Origin of the sequence: Arcobacter aquimarinus (genome assembly GCF_013177635.1) — a bacterium.
Lineage (GTDB): Bacteria > Campylobacterota > Campylobacteria > Campylobacterales > Arcobacteraceae > Aliarcobacter > Aliarcobacter aquimarinus.
In genome coordinates this window covers 944242-969571 of sequence record NZ_CP030944.1, presented here as the reverse complement: position 1 = coordinate 969571, position 25330 = coordinate 944242, and the positions used below count along the sequence as shown (strand labels likewise).

Genomic DNA, 25330 nt, shown 5'->3' with positions numbered 1-25330 from the left:
ATAAATAAATTTATCTCTTTAATATTTTTTAGATTATTTGGTCTTGAATATTTTGTTCAACTTTAACTTTAACTGAAGTATCATTACTATTTGAGTAAATATCAAATCCAGCATCAGCCCCTGAGCCAGTTGTTTTTGACCAACCAGTTCCTTTGAATGAAACTTCATCTTCATTTGTTCCTGATATTTTTAGTTCATTACTACTATCTGTCATTGCAACAATATCAGTTAAAGATAGATTTAATAAATCATTTGCACCTGCTTCACTTAAATCAATTTCACTTAAATTTTTTGCAGTTGTTATAGCATCGATTTTATCAAAATCTAAACTAATTCCTGAATCAAGTTTAAAGTTACCCGAAACATCTGAAAGTTTTAAATCAAATGTTTTAACTAAACTACTATTACTTTCATCTGTATTTGTTCCATCTGTATCAACTGTTTTAGCAGTTACTGATACACCATTTACAGATTTATCATGTAATAACTCTATATTATTTATTTGATCAAAAGCTATTCCATCTAGTTTCCAAGTTGTACCATCTAAAGTTGCATTTAATGCAGTACCATCTTTAAGTCTAAATTGTGCTGATTCATTTAATCCTGTTAATTCTAAACTCATAGTCTCACTTCCATCAACATCTTTCATATTTGCATTTAGATTTAAACTTACCCAAGAGAAAGCATCACCAAATGTCAATGTTGGGTCAATAGTTACTCCATCTGCAACTGCTTCAATTTTTCCTTCTACATCTACTTCTATAGGAGTTACTGTTGATAAATTTTGCTCACTTATACTAAATTTTGCTTTGAAATCAAACTCTCCTGACCAGTTAGTTGGAGCATTAATATAAACTTCTGGCATACTTCCATCAGCTGAAGCTGGAACTAACCACTTGTTTCTATGAACATCTGCATCACCACTAATATTTGGCGTTAAATCAAAAGTTCCAGTACCTGATTTTCCAATATTTGTTGCCATTACTAAATCTGAGCCAACTTTATACCAAACTGTAAAACCATTTGGTACTTCATCTAAAATAATATTTCCAATTTTTTCTGAACCATCTGTAAATGTACCTGCTGTTATCTCAAGTTTTACAGGATTTGCTAAAGTTGTGCTTCCAACTGTAACTGCTGCATCTTCAGTTCCTACAGCAGTTACTACAGAAGCATTTAACTCAACATCAATTACAGGTGTTACAGATATATTTGTACTTCCTTTTGAATCTAATATTAGATTACTTCCTGTTTCTTTATTTTGAACACTTACTTCAAAAGTTACATTTCCATCTCTATTTGTTGCTGGAGTGTATTGTAATCCAGTGATTGGTGTATCAACTGTAAATGGTGTACCATTAGTTTTAGTAATAGTATATGTTCCATCATTATTATCATTAATTATATAATCTGTACCTGTTTGTATTAAAGTACCTTTTGTTCCTTCTCCATTAGCATTAGAATCTAACCAATTTTCAGTTACTTTTATAGTAATACTATTTCCTATAAGCTCTGTTTTAGTTCCATCAGATGGATTTGATAAAGTTATAGAAATATTACTTGTACCATCTTCATTTATATTATCAGCAGTTACACTAATAATCATTTCATCTGTTAAAGGTGATATAGTTTCTGCTGGTGTTAATGTTACTGTATTTCCATTGTTAAATCCACCATTATGATAAGTTACTATATCTGCTGTAAGTGTAAAATCACCTTTTAAAGCTCCATTTTGCTGTGAATTCACATCTTTTGGAGTAGTGATTTTTACATTTGATAGCTCCGTATTCATATCAGCAGCATTTCCATTTCCGATTACAACATAAACAGTTTTTCCATTTTCAATATATTCATAATCATGACCTGAAACTGTTGTCCCTTCTGCAATATTAGTAAATGTGATAATTGTTTTACCATTTGCATCACCTGCTGTAATTTCATTTACTACTAAAACATCTGCAAGAGTAAACTCTGTATCTTCTGTAATATCTGCTTCCTTAACTGCTAGTTCTAATTCTGCTGGATTTCCTGGTTCTGTTCCTGCAGTGTAAGTTTTTTCAATTCTTATAGTTTGCGAAGCACTTTTAACTTCTGCGTCAATATCTTTTGTATAAGTTGTGATTGTTATATCTCTATTATCAAAATTTGCACCTTGATTAACTTTAAATGTAATATCTTCTAATGCACCATTTACATCTAAAGCACTATCAGCAGGAATAGTTATAACCCAAATACCATTATGTTCACTTCCAGAATATCCATAATATGTAGCTCCCACAACTTCAACTCCCATAGGAACACCACTTATTACTATTTTTTGTACAGTTTCACTTCCATCTGTATCAGAGCTTGTAGTTGTAACTGGAACTTTAAATTGTGAATCTTCTTGATTTACGGTTACAGTTGTATCATTTATTGTTACATCTCCTGATTCTTGTGTAATTGTTCCAATATTTAAACTTGGAGCATCAGTAACTGCTTGAACATTAACTGTATGAGTATGAGTAAAGTCAGCTGTAACATCACTTGTTCCAGTTGCAGTATCTTTTACAGTATAAACAACTGTTAAATCAAAGTTATCTGAACTATCTGCATCATTTAAAGTTGTATTTTTTGCATAAATACTATCTGCTTGTTCCGGCGTTAACTCATAATATAAACCATTTAATGTTGAAGATATAGATTGTGTCATTGCTGAATCTAGATATAATTCATATCCAGCTGGAACATCTGAAGCTAAGATTTTTACACTAGTAATGCTTTCACTTCCATCTGTATCTGTTAATGATGGAGTTATATTTATCTTATTTGCATTTCCATCTGCATCTTCATAAATAGTTGAAGAAGTTGCAACAGATACATCATCTGCTATTGGATTAACAAAAATATTTACAGTCTGTTTATCCCAAGTTTTACTATCATTTTCTCCTGCTTTTTCAGTAGTTACATAAGTTAAATCAAAACTTGCACTTCCACTGAAATTCTCTGGAACGTTTATTAAAATATGTCCAGCTTTTATATCACTAGCTTTTACAACATACATTCCATTTTCTATATAATATGGACTTCCTGAATCTACTGTAAATCCAGCTGGTAAATCTATTTTAACTGTTAATTCTTCACTACCATCATAAGATGCAAGATTAGCCGGTGTTGTATATATGTCTTGTAAATTAAGTTTATTATCTTCATTTACACTTATATTTGCATTTAAATCTGTTCCAATTGGTGCATCTGCAACATTTTTTACGATAACTTCTATATCTTTTGGAGAACTCCAAGCACTTGTATTCGTTGTTGTTCCATTATTATCAACTGTTTGAGCAGATACTTTTAGAGTATAATCTGTATCATCATTATGTGGAGGAATAAAGATTAAAGATTTTGCATTATCAAAATTATTAATTGTTACTGTACCAGCTGGTGATTGATTAACAACCATTCCATCGTAATATATAACTGCATTTGAAGGGATATCTTCTATTTTTACATTAAAGCTTTCACTTCCATCTTTATCATCTGAACTTACTTTAATATTTAAAGGTATTCCACCTGCACCATTTGCATTGATAGTATCACTTTTTGCAATAGTATTTCCACCATCTCTTCCTGCATCTTCAAAACCAACTGATTGTGATACCTGAATAGTTGCAATATCTGCTATTGGATTAACTACAACATTGAAATAAACTTCTGCTGTTTTGATAATACTTGGAGTATCCCCACTATCTACACCCTTATCCTGTACACTCAATGTAATTTTGGCATTTGAAATAGTTCCACTATAATGTTCAGGTAACTTCAGAGAAAATTCTGGGTCTGCAGCTTGATTATTTGTGTTATTAAATACAATAGTTGCTACGCCGCTTGCATTTGCAACAGCCACTTGACCACCTAAAGTTACAATAGTACCTTCTGGAATTCCTTCAATTGTATATGTTCTTTTTTCACTTCCATCTAAATCTGCCTTACTTCCATCAAAAGTTTCTGTTCCACTTGTTTTTGTAAGAAGAGATTTTAAGTCTATTGGTGTTGTAAATAAATCTCCTTCATCAACAGCAGTAAAAGTAAACGTATCATTAGCATTTGTTGTTTGAGAAATTGTTCCACCTGTTGCATTATTCCAAACTAATGAAATATCATCAGTAGCAGGATTAATTTTTACAGTCATAGTTTCTTCTGTTGTTTCAGATAAATTTGCATTTGTTTTATCTGCATAAGTAGAATCTGTCGCATTTAAAGGTTTATCATTATCATCAAGCTCATAAGATGTTACACTTATACCTATTTTTATATCTGTATCATTATCTTCTGCATGTTGAATTTTTAATGATTCATATTCTGCTTGAGTAAGATAAATAGCACCACTTGGATTTGATGCTGTAATATCTTTGTGGTGATAAGTATAATCTATAGTGCTAGAATCGCCAGATACAGTAACTATTACAATTTTAAATGTTTGATTTGCAGTTGTTATATCTGCTCCAACCTGAGTAGTACCATCTGCTTTAAAGATTTTTGCACCTGTAACTTTATCTCCATTTGTAAATGTAAGAGTAATCTCTCCATTCTTTTCAGGTTTATCACCAGTATTAGTAGTATTTTCATCAGTTTGATCTTTTGATAAAGATGGTTTTGTTAATCCTAAAGCAACTTGATGTGCACCTTCATTTGTATTTGTATTATCTTCTATCATTGTTGGAGTTGAGATTGTTATTGTTGGAGCATCTGCAACAGGTTTAACATCGATATTAACTCTACCTGCGGCTGTATCACCATCAAAATCACTAACTGCATATTCAAACCAAGGTTTAGCATTGTAATTACTATAATCTTCATCTGGTTCAAAAGTTACTGTACCATCACCATTATTTGTTAATGTTCCAATTTCTATACTATCATCATTTGGATCTGTAACTCTTATTGTTTGATTATTAGTAGTATTTAAGGTTATGTACCCATCATTTCCATTATTTGAATCATATCCATTTACTCTAATTTGAATTTCACCATCTTTAAAGCTTTCAGGAGAAATTACAATATTTAAAGAGTTATCTTCATTTACTTCAACATCTCTATTTGCATTAATTGGTAAAGAGTCATTTACTTTTACTTTAAAGTTTACTGTATTACTTGTTTGCCCTTGATCCGTTATTTTAAACCCAAATTCAAAAGTTAAATCATCATCATTTGTAGGAATTGTTGAATCTCCTGATATTGGATGGTCGATGTTTTTATATTGAGTATAAGTATAGCTATCTTTTGTCGTTGTACCACTAGCGATACCACTATCTTTATTTAAAACTATTTCAAATACTTTATTTGAGTTTGCTACAGCCCCATTACCAACATCAACACCAATATATCCAATAATTTTATTTCCTATAGTTTGATAATGAATTGTTTGTCCACCAGCTTTTAAGCTTGATAATCCATAATCAGTAGTACTTGTAAAATCTCCTTGATAAATCTTCGTTGCAGTCTCATCAAAAGATAAAGTATAGTTATTATCAGGGTTATTTGGTTTTTGAATACCTAAAGATTTAGTATCTGTTATTGTTGTATTATCATCTGTAACATCAAAATTATCTTCATCAACAGAAGCATTTACAGGAGTTCCTAAAGTAATCCCATCTTTGATAGTTCCTGTTGTAGTTTTATCTGTGTGAATTGCAACATTTTCAAAAGCTCCTGATTGAGTAACACTAGAAATAGTTACATTATAAATTTCATCACCTTCACTTGTAAAATCATCTTTTGTTACATTTGTAAAGTTTACAGAACTATTTCCTCCTGTAATTGTTACACTTTTTATTATTGTAGATAAATCACTTTCAGTAAAATTTCCACTATTTACAGTATAAGTTAAATCTACAGTTACAGTTTGCCCTGCTGGAACAGTTACTGGATCTCCATTTTTATCAACTAAAGTTACAGTATGTACTAAATTTCCACCCTCAATCGTAGAAGGTGCTTGAGTAATTTTTACATAAACTGTATCATCTTTTCCATAATTTCCATCTGTTGGATTATCGTTTCCTGTTCCAGTATCTGGTTGCTCTACTTTTGCTGGATTATCCTTTATAGTTGAAGTTACAGTATCTTTTGAAGTATCAATAGATGGTGATTCGTATGGTGAATTTGTTAAATCTGTAATTTTAACAGTAAAATTCTCATCACCTTCTGCATAATAATCGTCTTTTGCATTTACACTAAATACTGTGCCTAATGTTGTTGATACAACTGTCGTATTATCATAATCTGTTCCAGCTGTCGCATCTTTATCTGTATTATCAGTAGTTGTTCCATAATTTATAGTTACAGTTCCTCCTTGTGTTGAAACAGGTTTCCCATCATTATCAACCGCAACTGCCATATAATAAAGATTTCCACCTTCAGGAGTTTCGTTTGTATTAGTAATAATTAATTTTCCATCTCCATCTGTAATATTTGCTATTGTAGTTGTTGCAGATGGTACTGCTACAAGTACAATTTTTACATCATCTATGTTTGTTTCTGTTCCAGGAGTTGTATTATCTTTTATAGTTGAAATCACATTTTTTTGATTTCCATCTTTATCTCCAATTTTTACATTTTCAAACTCACCTGTATTTTGTATATCTGTAATAGTAAGATTAAATTGTTCTCCATCATCTTTATAAACATCATCTTTTGTTTCTACAGTAAATGTAATTTCTGAAGTATTTGCAAGAATTGTCACTTCAATTTCATCACTATTATCATATTGTGTATCACCATTTTGAGTAGTAATATTATTGTATGTAACAGTTATTTTTGTATCTTTTGTTGGAGTTACTGTATTTCCATCTTTATCTACAAGTTTTACTGTATAATTTGTACTTGTATCTCCTTCTTTTATTGTTTGAGTACCTGTTATAATTGCGTAAATTGTGTCTTCTTGCCCATAATCTCCGTTATCAGGATTATCTGGGTTATTTGGATCAAGAGGAATAGTTGGTTCTTCAATTTTTGCGGGATTATCTTTGATTGTTCCAGTTGTTGTTATTTTATTACTTGGTGCACCATTAGCTGTTGTATGAGGAACTATATTTTCAAATGCATTGCTTGAATTATCTATATTATTTATAGTAATTTTTAAACCTTCATCACCTTCTGCATAATAATCATCTTTAGTCACTATTTCAAATTCTGTATAACTTGTTCCAGCACTTATAGTAACACTTGTTACAGGTGTATAATCTGTATTTTCAGTAGCTTGTTTTGAAGTATTCCCTTCATAATTTAAATCAACAGTAATACTTTTACCAGTTGGTACTTTTACTTCTTCTCCATCTTTATTTACTATTACAATTTTATATTTTAAATTAGCACCCTCATTTGCTACATCTGTAATTGGTTCAATTTTTACAAATAATTTTTCATCATGTATTGTAGTAGTTACAGGATTTGTATCAATTTTTACACTTTCATAGTTTCCATTATAAGAGTTACTATCTATTACAACTTTGTATTTTTCTGTTGATTCAGATGCTAAATCTTTAAAAACTTCTGTGCTAAAACTTTGTCCTATAGATACTGATGTTTTTGGTGTATTATTGAAATCTTGTGATCCATCTGTTAAAGTTTTAGTTGAAGCACCTGTTGCAGTATCATTTTGGAAACTGATATTTACAGTACCTGTTTGTATAGAAAATTTTGTAGAATCATTAAAAATTGTAGTTCCATTTTCAAATGCATAAGCTATATAGTTTGCATTTGTTCCTTCTTCTGCTTCATTTGCTAAAAGATAATTACCATTTCCATCTTTTAAAACATTTCCATTTTCATCAGCAGCAAAAAGTTTAATAAGTATAATATCCTGTGTTGGTTCTACATTATCATCTGTTAAATCATTTGGGGTATTTGGTCGACTATTATCTAAAATTTCTGTTGTAACATCTTTATTATTTCCATTTTTATCACCTATTACTACATTTTCAAATTCATTTGTATCAACTTTTGTAATTGCAACATTATATTTTTCTCCATTATCTGCAATATAGTCATCAATACTTGCTACGGTAAAAGTATTTGATGAATCATTTGCTGGAATTGTTACGTTTATTGTATTGTTGTTATTAAATTGTGTATCACCATCTTGTGTAGTAATATTTGTATATTTTACTGTTACTGTTGTTGCATTTGTAACTACAACTGCATTTCCATCTTTATCTACTAATTTTACTGTGTAAGTTGTTGTATTCCCTTCATTTACAGTTATAGCACCTGTTATAATTGCATATACTGTATCTTCCTGTCCATATCCACCTGGTTCTGTTGGTATTCCTGGTGTTCCATTTGATGGATTATTCACTGGATTATCTAAAATTGTACCAATACCTTCTGGTTTAGTAATATTTGCATTACCTACAACATTTGAAATAGTGATTTTCATAGTTTCACCATTATCTGATAAATAATCATCAGTAACAGGAACTCTTATAGTTATATTTGTACTTCCAGCAGGTATTGTTATTGTTCCTTTAACATCAGTATAATCTATACCATTATTTGTGGCTGTAAGTGGTGAAGTTACATAGTCAAAAGTTATAGGTGTAGAAACAGGTCTATCTAAAGTAACAGTAAAAATTAGAAATCCATCACTTTCGTATGTAGAAACATCATTTACACTTAAATTTCCAATAATAACTACAGGTGTTTCTGTTACAGGAGGAGTAATTGTAGGTGGAGGAGTTGGATTAGTTGGTGTAACAATAGAAGTAACTGGAGGATTTGTATAAGAAGGTCTATCTATATTATTAATAGTAGTTAATCTATCTTCTGATTCATTTTCAAAAGCTGATCTATCTATAAAAACTTGTGTTCTAGCTTTAAATTGTGCATTTCTTAAATCACTTTCAATATTTGTTGCATTTCCATCTCTTGCTTGAAATTCTGCATTTCCTGTTGTTTCATCTTCTGCTTCTTCTTGCCCTTCAGCTGTTTCTTCTTCTGTAATATCTGTATTATTTGCTTCTGCAAAAGCTCCTACTTCTTCTGTTTGTGTTACTTCATCAGCAAACTGAGCATCTCGTAAATCACTTACAACATTTGCATTTGCTCCATATTCATCAGCTTTTAAATCTAAACTTTCTCTTGTAAAAAACAGTTCTTCTGTTCCAAAAGCTGTTTCAATTAAAGAAGAATCTATGAGTTGTTTTTGTCCTTCACTTAAAACAATAACATCATTACCTGAAAGTAAAACTTCAATTTTTGATGAAGAAGAGTTTTTATCATCTCCATAAATTGTATCATTTTCATAAATCGTATCACCCTCTTTTAAAGTTCTTATATTTCCATTTTCATCTTTAGCATGAAAAGTTCCATTTGCCAAACTTTGTACTGTACCAGCTATTGTTGCCATGATTTATCCTTTAGTGATTTTTTTATTATATTCTGATTTTAGTCTTTTATTTAAAAGTTGTATATCACCCAAAAGGGTGATGTTTAATTAAAAATAGGTTTATTTTGAAAATAAATTAGCAAAAGAAAATCTATCTTTTACATTTAATTTCTCATAAATATGTTTTACATGAGTTTTTACTGTGTTTATTGATATTTCTAATTCTTCAGAAATATCTGTATTTGAATATCCATTTTTTAATAAATTAGCTATTTTATTTTCTGTTTTTGTTAAAGTTTCAAATAGCTTTTCTTCATCCATTTTAATATCATTTTTTTCAGCCATATCTTTTAGTAATAAAGTTGTAATTTGAGGAATTAACCAAACGTAATTATTTGAAATTGCATCAATTGCTGAATTTAAATATGATGATGTCATAAGAGTGTTACCATAACCTCTTATTCCAAAACTTAAAAATTTTTTTGCACTTATTAAGTTTGGAGTATTATCCAAAAGCAAAATTTGATTTTCATTTTTTATAAAATCATTTATAAATTTTATAGATATTTCTTTAAATATTGAACTATTAACTATTAAAATACTATTTTTTATAGTTTGTAAATCTTTCATATTTTCAACTATGCTAGTTTGATGATTGATTAATTTTACCCATCTTCCAGTCAATAACAAATCATCACTAAATAAATATATTTTTTTCATTTTATCGTTCCGTAAATGTATATTGTTTTGTTTTTAATATCGGTTTTAATATATAATCTAAAATTGTTTTTTTACCAGTTATAATATCTACATCAGCAATCATTCCAGGAATTATCTTCATTTGTTTATCTTTTTCACCGATATAATTTTTTTCTGTTTCTATCCTAACAATATAATAAGTTTTTTCATCTTTTTCTGTTATGGTGTCAGGACTTATGTTTATAACTTTTCCTTTTAACCCTCCATAAATTGAAAAATCATATGCTGAAAATTTAACTATTGCTTCTTGCCCGTGATAAATAAAAGCAATATCTTTAGGTAATATCTTAACTTCTACTATTAAATTATAATCTGTAGGAACAATTTCTATTAAGTCTTGTGCAGGTTTAATAGCTCCACCAATAGTATTAACATGTAATTTTTGAACTATACCATTTGATGGTGATTTTACAATTGTTCTTAAAACTTGATCTGTCGAAGCAACTGAATTTGCTTCTAAATCTTTTAATGAAGTAATAGTTTCATTTAATTTTTCTCTAACTTCTGAATCATTTATTTGATATGTTTCTTCAATTTTTTTATTTATCTCTTTGATTTCAGAATCTATTTTACCAACTGATAAAATTGCACTTTGAAGTTTTTGTTTTGCATCACTTTGTTCTCTTTGTAACTTCAAAAAATCAACTTGAGAACGAATACCCTTTTCAACCATTGGTCTTGTCATTTCAACCTCTTTTGTAATGGCATTTACAGAAAATTTCATATGTTCTATAGTTTGTCTTGCGTCTTTTAACTCATTCTCTTTTTGTTTAATTTGCTCTTTTAGTATTGAAATTTTCGATTCAAGTTGTTTTTTATTTGTTAAAAAAAGTTCATTTTCATTATTTAAGAAATCATTTAATTGTTGATTAGTTGTCTCTTCAAAAAAGAAATCCTCTTTTTTTAATTCTGCTTCTAATCTTTTAATTTGTGATTGTAAATATAATGCTTTTAATTCATTTGAAGCAACTGTTGAATTTGATTTTTCATTACTTATTTTTATAAGTATTTGATCTTTTTCAACACTATCTCCTTCTTTTACCAAAATTTCTGAAACTATTCCTCCCTCAAGGTTTTGAATAACTTGATTTTGTCCATTTGGAACAACTTTACCATTTCCTCTTGCTATTTCATCAATTGAAGCAAGAGAAGCCCAAATAATGAAAAAAGTAATAGTTATTAAAAATGCAATTAATACCCAATGTAGTGTTGTAGAACGACTATGAAGAACAGCTGCACTTAAACTATTCATATATTCTAAATCTTTTTGATTTAATGATTTTTTAGGAAGTTTAGGAGTCTTTTGAAAAAAAGCAGAAAATATTTCTTTATAATTAGCCATTATTTCCTCCTAATTTTTGTATTATTTCTAATTTATCTCCATCAAGAACTTTTTCTCCATTATTCATTACAATTACTCTTGAAGCTAATGCTAAAAGATTCATTTTTTGAGTAACTAGAAGTAATGTTTTATTATCAATATTTTCTTGTAAATTATTTAGTACATAATTTTCGCTAGTTTGATCCATAGCATTTGTTGGCTCATCAAACAACCAAATATTAGAATTATTAATTAAAGCTCTAGCTATTCCAACACTTTGTCTTTGTCCTCCTGAAAGTCCAGCTCCTCTTTCTCCTATTGGAATATCATAACCCATTGGATGAAGTTTAACAAATTCATCTGTACCACTAATTTTTGAACATTTAAGCATCCATTCATCATCTATAAATCTATGCACACCTAAAATATTATTTTTTATGCTATCTCTGAAAAGATGGATATCTTGAGGAACATAACTTACTTTTTTTCTTAAATCAGCTGGATCTATTTGAGAAATATCAATCCCATCTATTAAAATAGAACCTTCTTGAGGTTCATAAAGTTTTAAAATTAGCTTTGCAATAGTTGATTTTCCAGAACCAATCCTTCCAATAAAAGCTACTTTTTCACCCTCTTTTATATTAAAACTAACATTTTTTAATGCATAAACTTCGCTATCAGGATATTTAAAAGAGACATTTTTGAATTCTATATTTCCTTTTAAAGAAGGTCTTTTTACAAACTCTTTAGCAATTGGTCGTTCAAGTGGTTTATTTACTATTTCATCAAGCATTTTAAATGAAGTTTTTGCATCTTCATAATTTGTAATTAATCCTGCTATTTGACCCATTGGAGAAATAGCTCGTCCTGATAAAATCATAGTTGCTATTAATCCACCCATTGTTAATTCAAATTCTTGAATTAAATAAACTCCAAAAACAACAATTAAAACCGTATTTAAACCTACTAAAAATCCTGTAACAGTAGGAATAGATGAAGATAAAATTTTTGATTTTAAACTTTTATTTGATATCTCACCTGTTGATTCTTCCCAATTAAACTGAATATTTCCAGCCATTCCTTGAGCTTTTATGGTTTCAATATTTTGTAAAGCTTCTATCAAGATTCCATTTTTCTTGGCACTTGCTTCATATGTGCTTTCAATACTTCTTTGTAAAGGTTTTTTAATAATTAAAGAGTAAATTATAATTATCAAAATAACAGCAATAGGAACTAAAACTAAAATTCCTGCAATATAAAAAATTACTGCTAAAAATAATATAGCAAAAGGAAAATCTATCAGTACACTAAGTGTTGTATTTGTGAGGAAACTTCTTATACTATCAAAACTTTTTAAGTTATTAGCAAAAGAACCAACTGATTTTGGATGTGAACTCATTTGTAAATCCAACACTTTTTCAAATATTATTGAAGACATAATAATATCACTTTTCTTACCAGCAATTTCTAAAAAATAACTTCTTAAAAATTTCAAACTTGCATCAAGTAAAAATACAATAATTATTCCTATTGTAAAAACCATTAATGTTTCTTGTGCATTATTAGGAATAACTCTATCATAAACATTCATCGTAAATAATGGAGTTGCTAAAACAAATAAATTAATCAAGATTGAAGCTAAAATACAATCTAAATATATTTTTCTTGAAAAGCCTAAAGTACTCCAAAACCAATGTTTTTGATGAGTTAAATCTAATGTTTTTTTATTATTTTCACTTCCATATTCATAGATTTTTCTTAACATAAAAGCAAAACCTAAATATTCAGATTCTAATGTTTTTATATCAACCCACTCTTCCAAAGGTTCTTCAACACCAGAAAAAATTATTTTTGCTTTAGTTTTATCTTCATTAAAACTTTCTAAAATGCAACTATTTTTATTTGATAAAAGAAGAATTACAGGTAATTGTAATTGTAAAATTTCATCTATTTTTCTTTCTATCAATGTAGTTTTTAGTCCAGCTCTTAAAGCAGCTCTCGAAAAAAGTGATTTAGAATTATTTTGTGAAAAAAGTGTTTGTTCTGTCAGGTTTACATCTATTGGTAAACCTGACAACAAAGAGTCTTTTGAAAAGGGTTTATGAAACAGTCTTGTATATAAAACTAAAGATTCTAAAAGAGCATCTTTAGTTGAACTTGTGTTATTCACTTCTAGCCTTAAAATTTATTTTACTTTTATAAGTTCAGCTTCAATTCTTCTATTTAAAGCTTGTCCTTCAAGAGTATCATTACTTGCAATTGGTTCATCATATCCTTTTCCAATTACTTGAATTCTTGTAGATTCAATTCCATTTTCAACTAAAATATTTTTAATTGCATTAGCTCTTTTTTCAGATAATTTTTGATTATAAGAAGCAGAAGCTCTATCTTTACTTGAATGTCCTGTAATTACAGTATTAAATTCTTTATTATCATTTAAATATTTTGCAAAAGCTACAACTTTATCTTTTGTTTCATCTTTTACAACTGCTGAATTATTTTCAAATAAAACCTCTAAATTAATTTTATTAGTACAACCATTTTCGTCAACTGTATAACCTGCTGGTGTATTAGGACATTTATCTAATTCATTAATAACACCATCATTATCATCATCTAAAATAGGTTTTTCTGATTTTTTTATATTTTTTGGAACATATAGTGCAATACCAACTACATTGTTTAGAGTTTTATCACTTCTATTTGTTTCAAGAAACAATCTGTCATTATCAAGTCTTGATTGAGTAAATAAAACTTCTTTATCAACTCCATTTTCTACTAACTCATCCTTTATACTATTTGCATAATTAGAAGCTTTTTCATAACTTGCTTCTTTATCACTCATAGCTTTTGTATGTCCAATAATAGTAACTTTTATATTTTCATCTTTATATTCATTAATTACTTTTGCAATTTCAGATAAATTATTATTTTTTACATCAAAATCATCCATATTTATAAAATCAAATCTTTTTATTAATGCAAAATTATCATACATTAAATGATTATCTAAAGAAGTTGATTTTACATTTTTATTTGCAGCAACATTAAATTCATAATCATATAAACCTAATTTATCTGATTTTTTCGGACTCTCTTGCGTATAAGCAATAACTTGTTTTATATAATCTTCTTGATTTACATTAAATCTATTTGTAGAGTCCTTTATTTCACAACCATTTGCATCTACTGTTGCTCCAAATACACTTTCTGGACATTTATCTTTTGAATTTGGTATTCCATCTAAATCTGAATCTTCTTCTTTTGAAGAACAACCATAAGGAGCAATATCATCATTATTTTTAGAGTTATCACAAATATCTAAAGAATCAACTATTCCATCATTATCAACATCTAATTTTACTGGTAAATTATCTTTTACAACTTCAAATGGTTTGATAGTTGGATTAACTATTTTGTTATATTCAGCCTCTCCACCAACAACTGTTTCAACTAATATTCCCATTGCATCTAAAATTCGATATTGTGCAAAAAGCTTATCCATTTGAGCATTTATAATTTGGCTTTTTGAATTTACTAAATCATTCTGAGCTGATAATAAATCAAGAAGCGTTCTTCTACCCATTTCATATTCACTTTGATAACTATCTAAAGTTTCTTGTGAATATTCATAATATTTATACAACTCTTCTAACTGTTCACCTAACATATGATATGCAGACCAAGATAATTCTAAACCTTCAATAGTTTGTCTTTTTAAATCTCTTTGAATTTCAACTTCTTTATTGATTGTACTTTTACTTTTTTGGATATCAGCAGTATGAGCTCCACCCTTATATAAATTCCAACTTAAAGTTACATAAGCTTTTAATCTATCATCAGGCATATCAAAACCATTTAATTTATCATTTACATCATTAAAAACTTGCTCAACTTCTAAATCAATTTTTGGATAAAAATTACTTTTTTTCTCCTTATATAAAGCTTGCGCACCTTTAATATTGAAATTACTTACCAATATTGAAGGATTGTTTGAAATTGCATACATAATAGCTCTTTCTTTACTTTCTGGCATTGCATAATTCAAAGTAGGAAGAGTGAAATCTGAAATATCAATATCTCTACCTAATAATCTTTTAAGTCTAAATTCTTTGTCTATTGTATTATTTTTTTGAACTGTTAAATTTGATTTTGCTAAAGATAAAGAAGCATAAATTTTTGTCATTTCAGATTTTGTAGTTAGACCTTGATCATATAAAGATTGAACATCTTTATAAATCTTTTCATTTATTAATACATTTTCTTTTGCATTTTCTAATAATTTATAACTTCGAATTACATCTAAATATGCTCCAACCATTTGAAATGCAATATCATTTGCATTTTCTAAATAGTGATATGCAGCACTTAAAATTCTAGCTTCTTGGTAATCTATTTTATGAGTTGTACTAAAACCATTAAAAATATTTTGAGTTAATTTTAAAGAGTTTGTATAATGATTGTATGAAACATCTTTTACATTATGATTATAACTACTCTCATTTACATCATCTTTTAAACTTCCTGCATTATTTCTTCCAAATGTTGCTCTATAGTCTAAAGATGGGAGCCATTCTGATTTTACAATTTCTAAATCTTGTTGTGTTTCACTGAAATTTCTTAATCTTTCCTGAACTACTGGATTAGTGTTCATTGCTTCGATTACACTCTCTTCTAAAGTAAGTGCATTTAAATTCATTCCTAGTAAACATATACTACTAGCTACAGCACTAATTAGTCTTTTTTTAACTGCTATTTTATTCAAAAATATCTCCTAAATAATAATTTTTTTATATTAAAATTAATAATGAAATAATTGTATAAAAAAGAAGTATCACAAAAGTATCAAAGAGACAACTTCTAATGGATTTGTTAAAAATTTATCTTATAACCTTCATTAAAAACATTTGATATCATATTTTCTGGAAGTTTTTTTCTAAGTCTTTTTACCAGATTTTTAAGACTATTAAGGCTTATTAGTTCTTCATTGGTCCAAACGTATTCAAAAATCTCATCATAATTAAAAGCTCTATTCTTATGTGACAACAATAAAGATAAAAAATTTCTTTCTTTATTTGTCAAATCTATAATTTTATTATGAAATTTTAATTCTTTTAATTCAGTATTCCAAGAATATTCATCAGTTAATTGAATATTTTTAATATTTAAAATAGTATATTGAGATATTTCATTTATTGCTAAATCTAAAGCCTCATTTAAATCTTTTCTACTTACTGGCTTAACTAAATATTTTATTAGTTTCAATTCTATAGCTTCAAACAAAAAATATTTATCACTGTGAGCTGTCAAAATTATAATTTTTGTAGTAAAGTCTTTTTCTCTAATCTTTTTTATCAACTCTAAACCATTTAATTTGGGAATATTGATATCAACAATCATAATATCAGGTTTTTCTGATTTATATAAATTATAAGCTATTTCTCCGTCATCAGCTTCATAAACTTCTTTAAAAAACATTTTTAAAAAAATTATATAGTTTTTTCTGATAGCTTCTTCATCTTCAACAACTAAAATTTTATAAGGATATAAATCACTCATCATATTCTCCTTTTGGAATTTTTATTTTAAAACAAGCACCGTTTTTTTTATTTTCTACATCTAATGAACCATTTAATCCATCTTCTATTATCATTTTTGACATGTAAAGTCCTAATCCCGTACCTCTTGATTTTTGCTTTGTTGTAAAATAAGGTTCAAAAATTTTATCAATTATTTCTGGTTCAATTCCTAAAGCATTATCTTCAATAAAAATCATAATTTCTGAATCTTTAGAATAAGCATTAATTAAAATCTTAGGATTTAACACTTTATTTAAAATAATTGCATCTATTGCATTATTTAAAATGATTAAAATTACCTGTTGTAATTCTTCAAGATAACTATATATTTTTAGTTCTTCTTCAATATTTATTATCAAATTTATATGAGATTCTTTGATTCTTCCTTTTAAAATATTTCTTGCTTTTATAATTGATTCTTCCACTTTAAAAATAGATTTTTTCTTATTTGGATCAAAAAAATTCTTAAAATCATCAATTGTTTTAGACATATATGAGGTTAATGATTCTATTTCAATAAGTTTATTTTCAATAATTTCATTTTGAAATCTATTTTTCTTTAATTCCACATCAATTAATAAAACTGAAGAATTTACCTGTGCAAGAGGCTGTCTCCATTGATGAGCAATATTTTCAATCATTTCTCCCATTTGAGCCAATTTACTTTGTTGCATTAACAATAATTGTTGTTTAGTGTTTTTTTGTATTTCATCTTTTATCTTTTCTTCTAGTGAATTATTTAATTTTTTCAATTCTTGCTTTGATTCATACAATAAAATTTCATTGGTTCTTTCTTGAGTTATGTCAATACCTATATGTAAAATTTCATTATTGGGTAACTTTATATTTGCCCATTTTATAATTAACTTTCTTCCATCTTTAGTTAAAGGTGTCCATTCTTTATAAATATTTTCGTCTTTACAATTGAAATCATCAAAAACTTCTCTTTGGATTAAAGGATCTGGATAAAATAAACTCAATGGATTTTCTTCTTTTTTTATCTCTTCTAAACTATATCCAAAAACTTTTTCACACTCTTTATTCCATAAGACTACTTTTCCATTCTTATCAAAAGCATCTAATAAAACAGGTGCAATATCAAATAATGTTCTAAATTTCTCTTCACTCTCTTTAAGTTTTTTTTGGATTATTTCTTTCTTTTTAATTTCTTGAGTTAATTTAAAATTCCAATAAATAAAAACACTTATTAAAACTATTCCCAAAAAAACTGTTTGATAAATCAACCTATAATCAGTTTTTAATTCATATTTTATGTTATTCCATTTTTCTATAAATGTAGTTTTACTTCTATCATCAATTGATAATAATGTTTTTTCTAAAATCTCATTTAAAATATCTTCATCATTTCTTGAAGCTATACTAAGAGAAAAATATTCAGAGAATTGTCCAGTAATACTTATATCTATTATTTTATTTTTTTGTATTTCATGATTTATTGCCATTGAATTATCTAAAAAACCAAAAATTCTTTCTTGACTTACTAATTTCAATCCTTCTTCTATAGAATCAATTTCTAATACTTTTATATTTGGATATTTATTTTTTAATAATTCAACTAATGAATAGTTTTTTACAACTCCTAAAGTTTTTTCTTTTATTTCATTCAAATCATTAATAAAAGGTAATCCACTTTTTGTTGCAATTACTAGAGGAACTCTTATATAAGGAGTTGTAAAATTAAGATACTCTTTTCTTAAAGGAGTCTGTTCTGCAAGGGCTAATATATCACATTCTCTTTTTTTTATTTTTTCTAAAGATTCTGTCCAATTATTTGTTTCTATCAAATAAAATGGTATTCCTATTCTTTCTTTGATTAAATTTAAAAATTCTGATGAAATTCCAATATGTTTACCATTTTCTATCTTTTCTAAAGGTAACCAATTTGGATCAACACAAAATTTTATTACTTTTTTATTTTTAAGATACTCTTTTTGATTTATTGTTAATTCAATAGAATTTGATTCTTTTTTATGTATAAAGGATTCTAATTTTTCTTTAGATTCCCTAGGCATAAATAAAGTTTGAGCAAAACTATCTGAAATATTTTGAACTCTTTCTAGATCAACACTTCCTATAGGATAAATATTTGATAACATCAAATACTCTATTTGATTAGCTTCAAAAAGTAATGCTTCTTTAGATTTATTTTGAGTATTATATTTTTTTAAAATAATATCAACTATTTCATTCTTATTTTTTAAAGCATACTCCCAACCTTTTATAGAAGCTTGTTTGAAATTTTCAACACGAGAAGGATTATTCATTAATTCACTTTTTGTTGTAAAAAGATTTAAATCATAAAATTTTGTTCCAAAAGCGGCAGGGTCTAAAATATTATATTTTATTCCTAATTTATCTAAAGTATAAATTTCATTTGTTGTAAAAACAGTTAATGCATCAATTTTTTTATTAATAAAACTTTCTACAGCAGATTTTCTAGGAATATTTTGGAAATCATTTTTTGTTATATTAAATTTATCCAACATAGTTAGAACAATTTGTTCATGACTACTATCTAAAAGTCCCATAATCTTTTTATTTCTTAAATCAGCAGGTGTATATATATCTTTTTGAGTTACTAAAACTAATGGTGATTGCTTGAAAAAATTTGCCACAAAAACCAAAGGTTTTCCATTCATATAATCAACAATAAAAGATGAATAAGTCAAACCATAATCAGCATTCTTATTTACAACTTCATTAACTATATTTTTTTTAGAATCAAACTCTATAAATTCTACATCAAGTCCTACATCTTTATAAAAACCTTTTTCTTTTGCAGCATAAAAACCTGCAAATTCAAACTGATGTTTCCATTGTAATTGCAATTTGATGTTTTCTAATTTTGAATCATCCAAATTATTTGAATAAAGATTTAAAATAAAACCGTAAAATATTAATAAAAAATATTTCATTTATTATTCTTTGATTTAGTAAAAGTTATATGATTTGAATGTTTTATTAAAAGAATAGTCAACCAAATAGTCATTATAAGTAAATATCCATAAACTAAACTTATCATTAAATCTGTTGTACTAAGGTAATTTCCATGAATTTTAATAGTAGATGCTTTAAAAGTACGAATCAAAAACAAAACAGCTCCAATGAGAAATAAAACCAAAGATATTATATTAAAAATTTTAAAACCTTTATTTTTATTTTCAAAAAATAACCAACTAACAATTAAACCATAAATAATACAAAAAATTGAAAATATTATTATTCTCATTGCAAGACTATAATCAATATAAGTAAATAAAATAAATCCTATAAACATAACTCCAATAGGTATTAAATAACGATTATTCCACTGTGCATTTAAATTTAATAAATCACGAATTCCAATATATAAAAATATATATCCTATAACTAATAATAAATTCCCACAAACTATAGATAATATATCAGGTATTATATTTCGATAAATTGTTAAAAATTGACCTATTAAGAAAGAAATAGTAAATAATAAAAAATATTTTGGATATTTTCTTTTTGGTAATTTATAACAAGAAATAATACTAGTTATAAGTAAAATACTTAAACTAAAAAAAGTACTTATAATTAATAATTTTATATCCAAATTCTACTCTTATTATTAAATTTCATGATAAACTACTCTATCTCTTCCATTTTCTTTTGCTTTATACAAAGATTTGTCTGCATTTAAAACTATTTCTTCAATTTTAGACATATCTTCAAAATAAGAGGCAACACCAATACTCATTGTTACTTTATTTGGATAAGTTTTAAATTTATAAAGTTTAATTGCATTATTTATATGTTCCGCAATTTTAACAGCCCCTTCCAAATTTGTTTGAGGAGAAATTATCAAAAATTCTTCACCTCCCCATCTTCCTAATACATCTGTTAATCGTATAGAATTTTTAAGGACTTGTGCACTCTCTTTTAAAACATCATCACCTATTTGATGTCCAAAAGTATCATTAACTTTTTTAAAAAAATCAATATCTATCAGAATTACTGAAAATTCTGTTTTATATCTTTTGCTTCTATTAAATTCTTCTTGTAATGTTTTATCTAATTTTGCTCTATTATAAATCTCTGTTAATTTATCAGTAATTGAAAGTTTCAATAATTCTTGATTTTTGTCAATCAACTCTTTAGTTCTTTCTTTTACTTGTTCTTCTAATGAATTTTGATATTTGTATATAGATTCAGACATATCTTCAAAAGCTGAAGATAAATATGATACTTCTAAAATTGAACTTTCTACTTTTTTAATTGATTCATATCTTCTTCTTTTTATTTTAAGACTTTCTTTTACTAATTCATAGATAGGTTTTATAATTATTCCTGAAAAATATATAATAATTGGAACCATAATCAAAGCTGTTAAAGTAAATATTATTAATAAATTAAATACTTGTAATTCATAAGGTGCTAAAATGCTATCATAATCTGCAAATATAGATATATATTCCGAGTTATCACCATTTTTAATAGGAATAACTTGTACGATATATTTTTTATTCAAAAAAGTTATTATAGTAGGTCTTACTAATTCTTCTAAATTTTTCTTTTTATATTCAAAAAAACTCCTAAAAAACTGATTTTCTTCTTTTAAAGAAGAAATTATTTCTCCATTATTATTGAAAATATAAATATCGATATAATCGTTTTTAATATGTTCTTTATATATACTTTTAAAATCATCAATTAATACATCAATAGCAACTACATTTCCACTTTTATCTATTTGTTTTGCATAAGTAATACCATTTGAATTGATGTGAGAAAAAGCATAAGGCATAGTTTTTATAATTTCATTTGAAAGAATAGCTGATTTATACCAAGGTCTTAATGTTGGATTATAATCATTTTCAGTAATTTTAGAACTTGTCATTTCTAGATTATCATCAAATAAAAACACCTCTCTTTTAGAAAGATTTGAATTTGATATTTTTATCAATAACCAACTATCCGTAGGTTTTGCCCCATAGACTTCATGTAATGAATTATGACTATTTAAATTTATTATTTCATAAAAACTTCCATCTTTATATCCAGTAAATACAGCATATAAAGAGTTGTTATTTTTTAAAATATTAATATAAATATTAAAAATCTTTTTTTCATCTTTTTCATCAAGAATATTTAATGTCTCAACTATATTATGATTAATTTTATTATTGCTATCAATTTTATTTTGTATATCAAAAGCTAAACTATTTAATTTTAAATCTACACTTTCTAAAGATAATTTTTTTGCAAAATAAAGTAATTGTAATCCTAAAACCAAAATCAAGGTTAATGTTACCAAAAAAAACATCGATAAAACAGTTGTTTTAAACGGTATTCCTCTTTTTTTTAATTTTAAAAATCTATCTTTTTTCATCAATTTTTATTCTCAACTTAGTTATTTAATTACTTATTATATAAAAAATAATATTAATTATCAATTTTCTAATTAGATTAAAAATTTAGAAACTAATTTATTTTATTCAGAAGCTATATCATAAAAGATGTAATTTATACTATTTTTAAAAAGAAGAAAATTATTTCTTCTTTTTATTTTTCTCTAAAGTTTTTTGTATTAACAGCAGTTACAATATTATTTGCTAATACTGATGTTTGAGATGCAATATCATTTGTTTGGTTTGCTATATTTGCATTTACTTGAGTTTGTTTATCTAAACTATTAATAGCATCACTTATTTGTTCCATTGCAACTTTTTGTTTATTCGCACCATTTGATACATCATTTATTAAGTTAATAGTATTATTTATATTCTGGCTTATATTGTGATAACCTTCTATCATAGAAGCAGCTATGTTTTTACCATCATTTGCTTTTAATGTTGCATTTGAAACTAAAGTTTTTATTTCGTGTGCTGCTTCTGCACTTCTATTCGCTAAATTTCGAACCTCTTGTGCAACAACTGCAAATCCCTTTCCAGCTTCTCCAGCAGTTGCAGCTTCAACGGCTGCATTTAAGCTTAGAATATTTGTTTGAAAGGCTATTTGGTCAATTATTGAAATTGATTCAGTTATAGCATTTACTTGAATATTTATCTCTTCCATAGAATTAACTGTTTGTTCAGCTAACTTCTCTCCATTTACAACTGAACTATTCAATTCATTTGCATTTTTAGACATTTTTACAACATTTTGTGTACTATTTATTATATTATTTGTTATCTCTTCAACAGCTGCTGCTGTTTCCTCTAATCTTGCTGCTGCATCATTTGAAGCTTTATTTAATTCATTTACGTTTTTTGTTAATTGATTTGAACCTTTTTGAAGTATTAATGCATTTTGTTTATTTTCTACTAACATTGATGTAATTGCATTGCCAAGATTATTTATTCCATCTACTAACTGTTTTAATTCCCCGTAAATACCGCTATTATTTATATTATTTAAATAGTTGTAATTTGAATATTCAGCTAAAACTTTTAATATATCAGAATTTATCTTTTGCTGAGTATCAAGCATTTTATTTATTGTTTTTGCCAAAGTTCGAACTTGAGGATTAGCTGCTTTAGAGTTTACTCGACAAGAATAATATCCCTTTTGAAATTTGTCTAAAGTAATAGTTGCTTCACCTACACAAAGTAAATCTTTTTCTAAATCTCCATTTATCATATCAATATTAGAATTTACCATCTTAGCCAGTTTCCCCAACTCACCTCTTGTATTTAAATCTATATATTCAAGTTCATTTATCTCTCTATTTAGGTATCTCATAAATTGTTCAATACCTTTATATATTTTATTAATACCATAAGCTATATTAGAATTAAAAAAGATTACAAAATAAATTATTAAACTAATAATTATTAAACTGACAATTATTAAAAAATACATAAAATTAGTTTGAATTGATAAATCTTTTTTTATTTCTTGAATTAAACTTTGTGAAAGATAATCATCAATTTCTTTTAAAATATTAATTTTTTGAGTCATTTTATCAAACCATAAAATAGAATCTACATTTAACTCTATATTTTTATTATCTCCATAAGATAAAAGTATTTTACTCATATTTTTTAATTCATCTATAACAGGATTAGTAATTTTTTCTTCAAAGAAATTTTTATTTTCCTGTGTTGAATACTTCAAGAATCCATTTATAAACATTTGTTGTTCATATACTAGTCCAATATATTTTTCATACATTCCAGGTGCAAAACTTTTCGCAGCAAAAGTGTTTGAACCAATAGCTCTTTCTATTCCTGCTCTCTCTTTTGCCATCAAAAAGTTATAATATGAAATCAATGTTCTTGTATTTTTTTCTTTTTCTACTTTTGTTGTTGTAAATGCAATAAAGTCCAAAAGCATTGAATTTAAATTTGTATAATAAAATAGAGCATTTTTAGTATCTATTTTTAAATTCTTTACATCTTCTCTTATTTTTTCTAAACTAGATAACTCTTTTAAAATATTTAATACTAAAACATCTGCATTTTGTGGATATATCTTAGAATCAACAGTTTGAATCATAGTTTTAAACTCTATTAAATTTTTATTTGTAAGTTCTTTTTGAGCTACTAAATTATCCTCAAATTTAGTACCTTTACTTCCCAAATAACCAGCACTCATTCCTCTTTCTTTTTGAGTTTCATGAAGTAATGCAGAAATTTTTACATTTAATTTTATTAACTCTTTCATATTTTTTAATTGTACTACATTTTTATAAGTATCTAAATTTATAAAAAAAGATAAAATAATTATAAATACCAAGGGGAAAATACTTATTAATTTTATTTTATTTTTAATAGACATTGTTTTCAAAAATTTAATTATTCCCATAATTTTTCCTAGTTCATATTTTTATAAATATTTTCATATTTTTCTATTTCATCTTTTGAAGCGACTCTTCTACAAGATATGTATCCTTTTGAACCATCACACGAAATAAAAGGGAATACTGTTGCAAAAACCCAATAATAATCTCCTGATTTTGTAGCATTTTTTACAAAACCTTTCCAAGATTTACCACTTTTTACCGTTTTCCATAAATCTTCAAATGCAGCTTTTGGCATATCCTTATGCCGTATAATATTATGTGGTTTACCTATTAATTCATCTAATTTAAAACCTGAAATTTCACAAAATTCATCATTTGCATATCTGATAATTCCTTTTTCATCAGTTTCTGATAATAAAAAGGATTCTATACTCAATTTAATCTCTTTTTCCAAACTCAACTTTCCTAAAATAATTTTTTAACAATACCTAAATAGTCTATTATAATTATTAATTAAAGTCAATAATGGATATAAAAATTTAAAAGTTAACCATCTTTTAGATACAATATTAATT

11 protein-coding genes are annotated in these 25330 nt (G+C 26.4%); all 11 read right to left on the bottom strand.

Annotation, left to right across the window (positions count from 1 at the left end; genetic code table 11):
- Positions 1-28: 28 nt before the first annotated feature.
- Positions 29-9385 carry a beta strand repeat-containing protein gene (locus AAQM_RS04745; RefSeq protein WP_129094633.1) on the bottom strand — a complete coding sequence of 3119 codons (9357 nt, stop codon included), beginning with the start codon at positions 9383-9385 and terminating at the stop codon, positions 29-31.
- A 99-nt stretch (positions 9386-9484) separates the two neighbouring features.
- Positions 9485-10084: a response regulator transcription factor gene (locus AAQM_RS04740; protein ID WP_129094632.1), complete on the bottom strand. Its 600-nt coding sequence runs from the start codon at positions 10082-10084 to the stop codon at positions 9485-9487.
- A 1-nt stretch (position 10085) separates the two neighbouring features.
- Positions 10086-11465 carry an HlyD family type I secretion periplasmic adaptor subunit gene (locus AAQM_RS04735; RefSeq protein WP_129094631.1) on the bottom strand — a complete coding sequence of 460 codons (1380 nt, stop codon included), beginning with the start codon at positions 11463-11465 and terminating at the stop codon, positions 10086-10088.
- Positions 11458-13614, bottom strand: a complete 2157-nt coding sequence (locus tag AAQM_RS04730; protein WP_129094630.1) for a type I secretion system permease/ATPase — start codon at positions 13612-13614, stop codon at positions 11458-11460. The genes AAQM_RS04735 and AAQM_RS04730 overlap by 8 nt, the downstream gene beginning before the upstream one ends.
- Before the next feature lie 15 nt (positions 13615-13629).
- Positions 13630-16209 (bottom strand): TolC family outer membrane protein, encoded by a 2580-nt coding sequence (locus AAQM_RS04725; RefSeq protein WP_171920658.1) that lies wholly within the window; start codon positions 16207-16209, stop codon positions 13630-13632.
- Positions 16210-16316: 107 nt separating this feature from the next.
- Entirely contained in the window at positions 16317-17003 is a 687-nt protein-coding gene (locus tag AAQM_RS04720; protein ID WP_228254499.1) for a response regulator transcription factor, read from the bottom strand.
- Positions 16996-19959 carry an ABC transporter substrate-binding protein gene (locus AAQM_RS04715; RefSeq protein WP_129094628.1) on the bottom strand — a complete coding sequence of 988 codons (2964 nt, stop codon included), beginning with the start codon at positions 19957-19959 and terminating at the stop codon, positions 16996-16998. Before AAQM_RS04715 ends, AAQM_RS04720 begins: the two co-directional genes overlap by 8 nt.
- Positions 19956-20624, bottom strand: a complete 669-nt coding sequence (locus AAQM_RS04710) for a hypothetical protein (protein ID WP_129094627.1) — start codon at positions 20622-20624, stop codon at positions 19956-19958. Before AAQM_RS04710 ends, AAQM_RS04715 begins: the two co-directional genes overlap by 4 nt.
- A 15-nt stretch (positions 20625-20639) precedes the next feature.
- Positions 20640-22400, bottom strand: coding sequence for a sensor domain-containing diguanylate cyclase (locus AAQM_RS04705; RefSeq protein WP_129094626.1), 1761 nt, complete (start codon positions 22398-22400; stop codon positions 20640-20642).
- Positions 22401-22573: 173 nt separating this feature from the next.
- Positions 22574-24817, bottom strand: a complete 2244-nt coding sequence (locus AAQM_RS04700) for a methyl-accepting chemotaxis protein (protein WP_129094625.1) — start codon at positions 24815-24817, stop codon at positions 22574-22576.
- An 8-nt stretch (positions 24818-24825) separates the two neighbouring features.
- Positions 24826-25209: a PAS domain-containing protein gene (locus AAQM_RS04695; protein ID WP_164967032.1), complete on the bottom strand. Its 384-nt coding sequence runs from the start codon at positions 25207-25209 to the stop codon at positions 24826-24828.
- Between the last annotated feature and the right edge of the window lie 121 nt (positions 25210-25330).